Source organism: Streptomyces sp. NPDC058646 (assembly GCF_042716875.1).
GTDB lineage: Bacteria > Actinomycetota > Actinomycetes > Streptomycetales > Streptomycetaceae > Streptomyces.
Genome location: NZ_JBHXRK010000001.1, coordinates 586228 through 592700 on the forward strand (window position 1 = coordinate 586228; position 6473 = coordinate 592700).

5 protein-coding genes and 2 pseudogenes are annotated in these 6473 nt (G+C 70.4%); 3 read left to right on the forward strand and 4 right to left on the reverse strand.

The window, feature by feature from the left end; all coding sequences use genetic code 11:
• Window positions 1–35: 35 nt before the first annotated feature.
• Both ACFWUZ_RS02630 and ACFWUZ_RS02635 read right to left on the reverse strand, forming a co-directional pair.
• Window positions 36–470, reverse strand: coding sequence for a hypothetical protein (locus tag ACFWUZ_RS02630; RefSeq protein WP_384365775.1), 435 nt, complete (start codon window positions 468–470; stop codon window positions 36–38).
• Window positions 388–2286 carry a helix-turn-helix domain-containing protein gene (locus ACFWUZ_RS02635; protein WP_384365778.1) on the reverse strand — a complete coding sequence of 633 codons (1899 nt, stop codon included), beginning with the start codon at window positions 2284–2286 and terminating at the stop codon, window positions 388–390. Before ACFWUZ_RS02635 ends, ACFWUZ_RS02630 begins: the two co-directional genes overlap by 83 nt.
• 346 nt (window positions 2287–2632) lie before the next feature.
• Here ACFWUZ_RS02635 and ACFWUZ_RS02640 point away from each other — a divergent pair, with 346 nt between their 5' ends.
• Window positions 2633–3640: a ribosome-inactivating family protein gene (locus tag ACFWUZ_RS02640; protein WP_384365781.1), complete on the forward strand. Its 1008-nt coding sequence runs from the start codon at window positions 2633–2635 to the stop codon at window positions 3638–3640.
• 95 nt (window positions 3641–3735) lie between these two features.
• Here the strand turns inward: ACFWUZ_RS02640 and ACFWUZ_RS02645 are convergent, their stop codons facing one another.
• Both ACFWUZ_RS02645 and ACFWUZ_RS02650 read right to left on the reverse strand, forming a co-directional pair.
• Window positions 3736–4344 carry a transposase gene (locus ACFWUZ_RS02645; protein WP_384366313.1) on the reverse strand — a complete coding sequence of 203 codons (609 nt, stop codon included), beginning with the start codon at window positions 4342–4344 and terminating at the stop codon, window positions 3736–3738.
• Window positions 4239–4814, reverse strand: a pseudogene (locus ACFWUZ_RS02650) (winged helix-turn-helix domain-containing protein); the annotation flags it as partial. The gene ACFWUZ_RS02645 and the pseudogene ACFWUZ_RS02650, both read right to left, overlap by 106 nt.
• 79 nt (window positions 4815–4893) lie before the next feature.
• Here ACFWUZ_RS02650 and ACFWUZ_RS02655 point away from each other — a divergent pair.
• Both ACFWUZ_RS02655 and ACFWUZ_RS02660 read left to right on the forward strand, forming a co-directional pair.
• Window positions 4894–5229: pseudogene (locus ACFWUZ_RS02655) on the forward strand (nucleotidyltransferase domain-containing protein); the annotation flags it as partial.
• Window positions 5230–5385: 156 nt separating this feature from the next.
• Window positions 5386–6438 (forward strand): hypothetical protein, encoded by a 1053-nt coding sequence (locus tag ACFWUZ_RS02660; RefSeq protein ID WP_384365784.1) that lies wholly within the window; start codon window positions 5386–5388, stop codon window positions 6436–6438.
• The last annotated feature ends 35 nt before the right edge of the window (window positions 6439–6473 follow it).

Consider the following 6473-nt stretch of genomic DNA (forward strand, 5'->3'; position numbering starts at 1 on the left):
GGGATTCACCAGCGCCCTGAGGGTGCAGCTGCTGTTCAGGCCCGGGTGGTGAGTCGCGCGAGTGCCACGTCGTAGCGTGTTTGGACCTCTGGACTCGGGGCTGCGCGCAGGAGGGCGGCGAGTGCTCGTACCGTGCCGTCGTCATAGCGGGCGGCTTCCGCTTCCCGGGCCGCGAGGTCGAGCTGGGCGGCGCCGTCGGTGTGGTGGCCGAGTCCGACGAGTGCTTCGCCCTTGATGATGAGCAGCAGGATGTGGGGGATGTCGGTGGCGCCGGGCCGGAAGTTGAAGTCGATGGCGCGGGTAGCGGTGGCGAGGGCTTGGTGCCAGTGGCCGGCGTCGGCCTGGTGGCGGGCGAGGTGCTGGGTGGCGAGGCGTTCGACCCTGCGGTCACCGATGCGGCGGGCCAGGTCGGCGGCGCGCTCGCAGCTGGTGGCGGCCTGGTCCAGGTCGCAGAGGGCGGCTTGGGCCATGGCGAGGACGATCAGGGCGTTGGCCTCGGCGAAGGCGTCGCCGGCGCGGGCGGCGAGCGCGGAGGCGGCCTCCAGATGGACGAGTGCCTCGGGGGTGCGGTCTTCCTCGGTGAGGACCCAGCCCAGCACGTTGAGCACCCGTGCCTCCCCGTGCTCGTCGGCGTCGGCCCGCGCGGCGGCGAGGGCGGTTTCCAGGAGCGGGGCCCAGCCGTCGCGCACCCGCCAGACCATGAGTGGCCACATCGTCATGACGATGCGCCAGGTGCGCTCGTGCAGGAGGGCGGGCGTCGGCGGCGTTGATCGCCTGGGTGAGGTTGCCGCGCTCGGCGGTGAACCAGGCGACGGCGGCGTTCCGGTCGCCGAACTGGCGCACTGCGGTGGGTGTCAGGAAGTCGGCGGGGAGGGCGAAGCAGTCCTCGGAGCCGGGTTCGGCCGCCGCGACGGCGGCGGTGGCGGTGGTGATGTAGTGGTCGAGGACGCGCTTGAGGGTGTCGGGGTGGGCGTCCAGGCCCCGGGCGTACAGCCGCACGAGGTCGTGCATCGTCCAGCGGCCGGGCGCGGTCTCGGTGAGTAGGTGTGCGGCCGTCAGGCGGTCCAGGGCTGTGTCGGCGGCGGTCGGGTCGGTGCCGGCCAGGGCGGCGGCGGTGTAGCGGTCCAGGTGGGTGCCGGGGTGGCGGCCGAGGGCGGCGAACACGTCCGTTACGGGCGCGGGGAGTTGGCGCAGCGTCAGGTGGAGTGCGGCGCGGACGCCGGTGTCCTCCAGGTCCAGCAGGCCAAGGCGGCGGGTCTCGTCGGCGAGCTCGTCGGCGAGTGCGGCCAGGGTCCAGCCGGGCCGCCCGGCGAGGCGGGCGGCGACCACCCGCAGCGCCAGCGGCAGTCCGCCGCACAGGTCCGCGAGGCGCAGTGCGGCGGCCTCCTCGGCGTGGACCCGGTCGGCGCCGAGGAGGCGGGCCAGGAGGGCGGTGGCGTCCTGGGGGGCGAGGACGTCCAGGGGGACGGGGCAGGCGGTGTCGGTGACGATCAGCCCGGGCAGGCGGTGGCGGCTGGTGACGACGGTGACGCAGCGGTCGCCGCCGGGCAGGAGCGGGCGGACCTGGTCGGAGTCGCGGGCGTTGTCGAGGACGACCAGCAGCTGCCGGTCGGCGGCCAGGGAGCGGAACAGGGCGGCCGCGGCCGGCTCCGACTCCGGTATCCGCTCGGGCGCAATGCCAAGGCCCAGGAGGAACTCGCGCAGCACCTCGGCGGCGGACGGCTCGCCCATGTCGCTGAAACCGCGCAGATCGGCGTAGAGGCGGCCGTCGGCCAGGCCCGCGGGGTCGTGGCGGGCCCAGTGCAGGACCAGGGCGGTCTTGCCGACCCCGGCGGGCCCCACCACCAGGCACACCGGGGCCTCGCCCGCGGTGGCCCGGGTCAGCGCGTCGAGCTCGGCCGCCCGGCCGTGGAAACCGCGCGGCGCGCGCGGCAGCAGATCGGGGGCGTTCACAGTGGCCTCCGATGCCGGGGCGGCCGCCGGGACGTCCGGCGACGGGCTGAGCGGTGGTGCTGGGGCGTCCGTGGTGCGGATGGGGCGGCGCCGGCCCGCGCTCGCGGCGTCCTCCAGCTCCCGGGCGCCGGCCGCATCCAGGCCCAGCGCCTTCGCCAACGCCTGCACGGTACGGCGCTGCGGCCCGCGGGAGCGGCCCTTCTCCAGGTAGGACAAGCCCCGCACACTCACCCCGGCCGCGTGCGCCAAGTCCTCCTGACTGAGCCCGGCCCGGCGGCGCAGGGCGTGCAGCAGCGTACCGAAGGAGTAGTCGGCCGGTGTGGTCGAGGCCATGCTGATGATCTTCCCGTGTTCGACGTGGCCCCGCCGAACCGCGAACCCAACCGGCAAAAGTATGCGCCACCTAGTTGTGCCGGTGAAAGTGCCTGGTTCACGCCCCTCCGCCCGAGTTGGATCGAAGCCTGAGGAAGACGGCCCCGGAGCCACCCGGAAGCCCTCCTCCGCCGACCCTTCGTCCCGCCGGGACCCGAGGGGCCCGGCGGGACGAAGGGTCGGCGGCCGCTTCCTCTCCATCCGTCCCGCGAGGACGCCCCTGCCCCGACGCAGCGGCAGGCGCTCGCGCGGGGGTCCTCGCCGTGCGGCCCACACCCGCGCGCAAGAATTCCAGGAGAACCACCCGATGCGCCTGCATCCGACATCCAACACGCACCGAACCGGAAAGCAGCTCGCGGTCCTGCTGCTCGCCCTGGTGTCCGCGTGCAGCGTCCTCTTCGGGGCCGCCGCCCCCAAGGCCAACGCGGAGACCAGCCAGCGGTTCACCACTATCGACTGGCACATGTACCACGGGCTTTCAGACGGCAGCTCATACGCGGCCCGAGACTTTGATAGCTACAACGCCATGGTGAACGCGCTGCGCAACGCCGCCGGCCACCAGATGGCAGGCGTCAGCAACAGCCCGGGCTACATGGACACCCCGACCCGGACCAACAGCAACCGTGTCATCCGGGTCCTGGTCTGGACCCACGAGGCGGACGGCAACCGCGCGCACCTCGCGCTGTACTTCAACGTCGACAACCTCTACTTCCTGGGCTTCTCCGCCCGCGGCCAGCACTACCGCATCGTCCCCCGCCCCAACCAGGCCGACCGCGCGTACACCAACCACCTGCCGGAGGAAATCCGCCACGCCTACGGCCTGGCGACGGCCCCCCTGTTCAACCAGATCACCGGCGACGGCAGCTACCAGCAGATGTCGGCTCCCGCGGATTGGCGGGCGAATCAGACCTACAACGCGCAGATGGTGTACGCGCGGCTACAGACCCTCACCAACCTCCGGGCCGAAGACCGCAACACCGTTGGGTTGAACCAGTCCATGGCCTACATCATCGGCGCCACCGCCGAGGCCGCCCGCTTCGGCTGGATCCAGAACCGCGTCGCCCAGAGCATCTTCCGCGGCGGTGACCCGGCCTACACGGATCGGCCGTCCCACCTCGGCAACTTCGGCACCGACCTCGAAACCAGCTGGAGCGACCTGTCCCGCATGGCGCACCGGACCGCGGCCCACCGCACCGACCGGGGCGTGACGATCGACGGACGCCGGTACGAGAACGTGACCGAGATCGGGAACCCCACCAATGGTCAGCCCCGCCTGACCCCCTTCCTCGGCCTGTACGCCAGCGGACAGGGCTAACCGCCACAGTGCCGGGCAACCGGCCGGGCCCGGTCCACCACGGACCGGGCCCGGCCTTCGCGTACATCCGCACCCCGCTTGCTGACTTCGGCTTGTCAGGATGAGGTTGGGGTGTCGAGGGTCAGGCCGGTGCCGGCTATGAAGCCGTCGAGGGCGTCGGGCCGGTACTGGAGGCGTTTGAGCCGATTGCGGACGAGTGCTTCAAGCCGGTCGAGGGCCATGACGGCGAGGTTGGACAGACTGCGTTTGACGTGCGCCCAGACCCACTCGACAGGGTTGAGGTCGGGCGCGTACGCGGGCAGGAGGAAGACCGTCAGCCACGCGCGCCGGGCGACCGACTCGCGCATGGCGCGGGAGACATGGGTGTTCAACCGGTCCCAGACCAGCACAATCGGCGCTTTGACGAGCTGGTGGACACCGTCGACCAGGGCGATGAAGTCCCGCTCGCTCATGCTGCGGCGCTTGCCCTTACCCGCGGGGTGGGTGACCAGCCGGTGGCACAGCCGGGTACGGGAGCCGGGACGCATCGCGATCAGCCCGGCCACGGACAGGCGTCCAGCCCGGTGGCCGCTGACCGTGACGACCGGGGTTCGGCCACGCCGGCCCCATGTGCGCCCCCTGGGCGGTCGGCGGGTGAAGCCTGCCTCGTCCTCGAAGCAGATGTAACCCCCGCAGGCCGCCCGGGTCCTTTTACCTCCGCCCAGGTCACCTCGTTCCACACGGTGACAGCCTGCTCGTTGCGCTCGGCGACCCGCCGGGCGGGGACCTGTGGGCTGAAGCCGAGCCTGTGCATCAGCCTCGTAGCCCCGGACACGCTGTACGTGACGTGGAACTTCCGCCTGATCAGCGTGACCACCCGCGCCGCGGTCCACACCTGGTCCTCCACCCAGCCGTGCACCGCGGGTCCCCGCTCCAGATAGGCGGCCAGCTTCACTAAGCAGCGCGGGGACAAGCGGCACCGCGACCCGCCCGGCCCCCGGGAGTTCAACGCCTCGGCTCCGCCCTCGCGCCACAACTGGTGCCACTGGTAAGCGGACTTCACGCTCACCCGCAGACGCCTAGCCACCTCCGTCGGCTTGACCCTCTGCTCGAACAGCTCGGCCGCCCGCATCCGAACCGACTCCCGGCGCACCCGTCCCGCAGCGGTCAACCCGCCACCATCCGCATATCTCATACGCCACCGGATACCGTCACCACACCACGCCCATCAGGCATTTCCGCACAGTTCACCCTGACGCGCCGAAGTCAGTAGAGCCGAGGAGCTTGAGGACAGGCGCTATGCGATCACGGACCTCCTGGACGATCTCGCTGGGAGTACAGATCAGGCGGAGACGCTGTTCATCGCAGCAGAACTCGCCAGGAGAGTCGGCGAACTGGCGCTGAATGCGAGTGGATCATGGTGCGGTGGTGGGAAATGGCTAGCACGTCGCATGGATGCCGCAGCCCCAGGACTTGCCGCCAGCTTGCACGACGCCGTCCGGGAGGCACTGGGCGGGAACAACGAGCCTCTTGTCGGTGTGACGGACGAGGTGTTGGCTCAGGTCGGCGGGCGGCTGTGGGCCGGATACCGACGAGGTGGCACACCGTGAATGATTTCGACCAGACGGGTCGAAGTCTGACCCGTCTGTGCCCTGGGCCTCTTCGACTGGGATGACTGGGCAAGGCTCCAGTGCATGACCCGGTTTCGCCAGCGGTGAGATCATCACTGATGAGTATGGCGTGATCGTGTTACGGAGGGGGAGAGCGTGGCCAAGGATTCGGCCTTGCGGGGCTATCTGTTGGAGGAGTCGCTGGCCTGGCTGTTGCGGTTCTCCGGATACCGACTCCTGGTACACGAGGACCAGGATCCCGTGGAGCTCGTGAGCCAGGGTGACACGCTTCGGGTCCGGGGGCGGGGCGCATTGCATCAGGTGGACGCGCTGGGCGAGTTCGCGTTCACGCCGGCGTTCTCGATGCCCGTGCGGCTCTTTCTTGAGGCGAAGTTCTACAAGGACCGGGTCGGGCTGGAGATCGTGCGGAACGCGCACGGCGTCGTGCATGACGTGAACGAGAACTTCATGACGCATGCCGGGAGGCGGCCGCGGCAGCGCTACCAGTATTCGTACGCCTTGTTCTCGGCGAACGGGTTCACCGCGGAGGCGCAGAAGTACGCGCTCGCCCATCAGCTCTCGTTGGTGGATCTCTCCGGTGCGTCGTTCGCCTGGCTGCTGGGGGCCATCGGTACGACGGCGTGGACGTTGGACAAGGCTCAGAAGCACCTGGGGCCGTCCGATCCTTTTCCCATGACGTGGCTACGCACCGAGGTGCGGAAGGCGCTGGGTACCGCACCGGCCCATCTGCTGCCCGCGGTGTCGATCGCCGAGGGGAAGTTCAAGCAGGAGGCCGCCGCGGCCATTGCGAGCTTCGTTGCGGCTCTGCAGCAACGCAGTGATGCTGAGCTGTTGCTCGGGTTTCCGGCGGCCCCGTTCATCCTGCCGCTGGCCGCTGACGATCACCATGCGTTCGTGGCGTATGCGGATGCCCAGCCCGACCACGCGGTGCGGATCCGGCGGCGGGGTACCGGCGGCTCGGCGGAGTGGACGCTGTCGCCGTTGGGCGCGCAGAACGCGTACGAGCTGGCGTTCAAGCTGCCGGAGCACGTGGAGGACTGGATCAGCGACATCGCCGAAAAGGAGCGGGGACGCACGCTGGAGGTGAAGGAGCAGTTCCTGTCGGCGATAACGATCTATCGGATGAGCGGCGGTGGGGTACGCGCCTATCAGCTGCGCTATGAGGCGAGTTCCTTGTCGCGTGCCTGAGGACAGCCGAGACTCCGGCCTCCCCGCACGTGCGG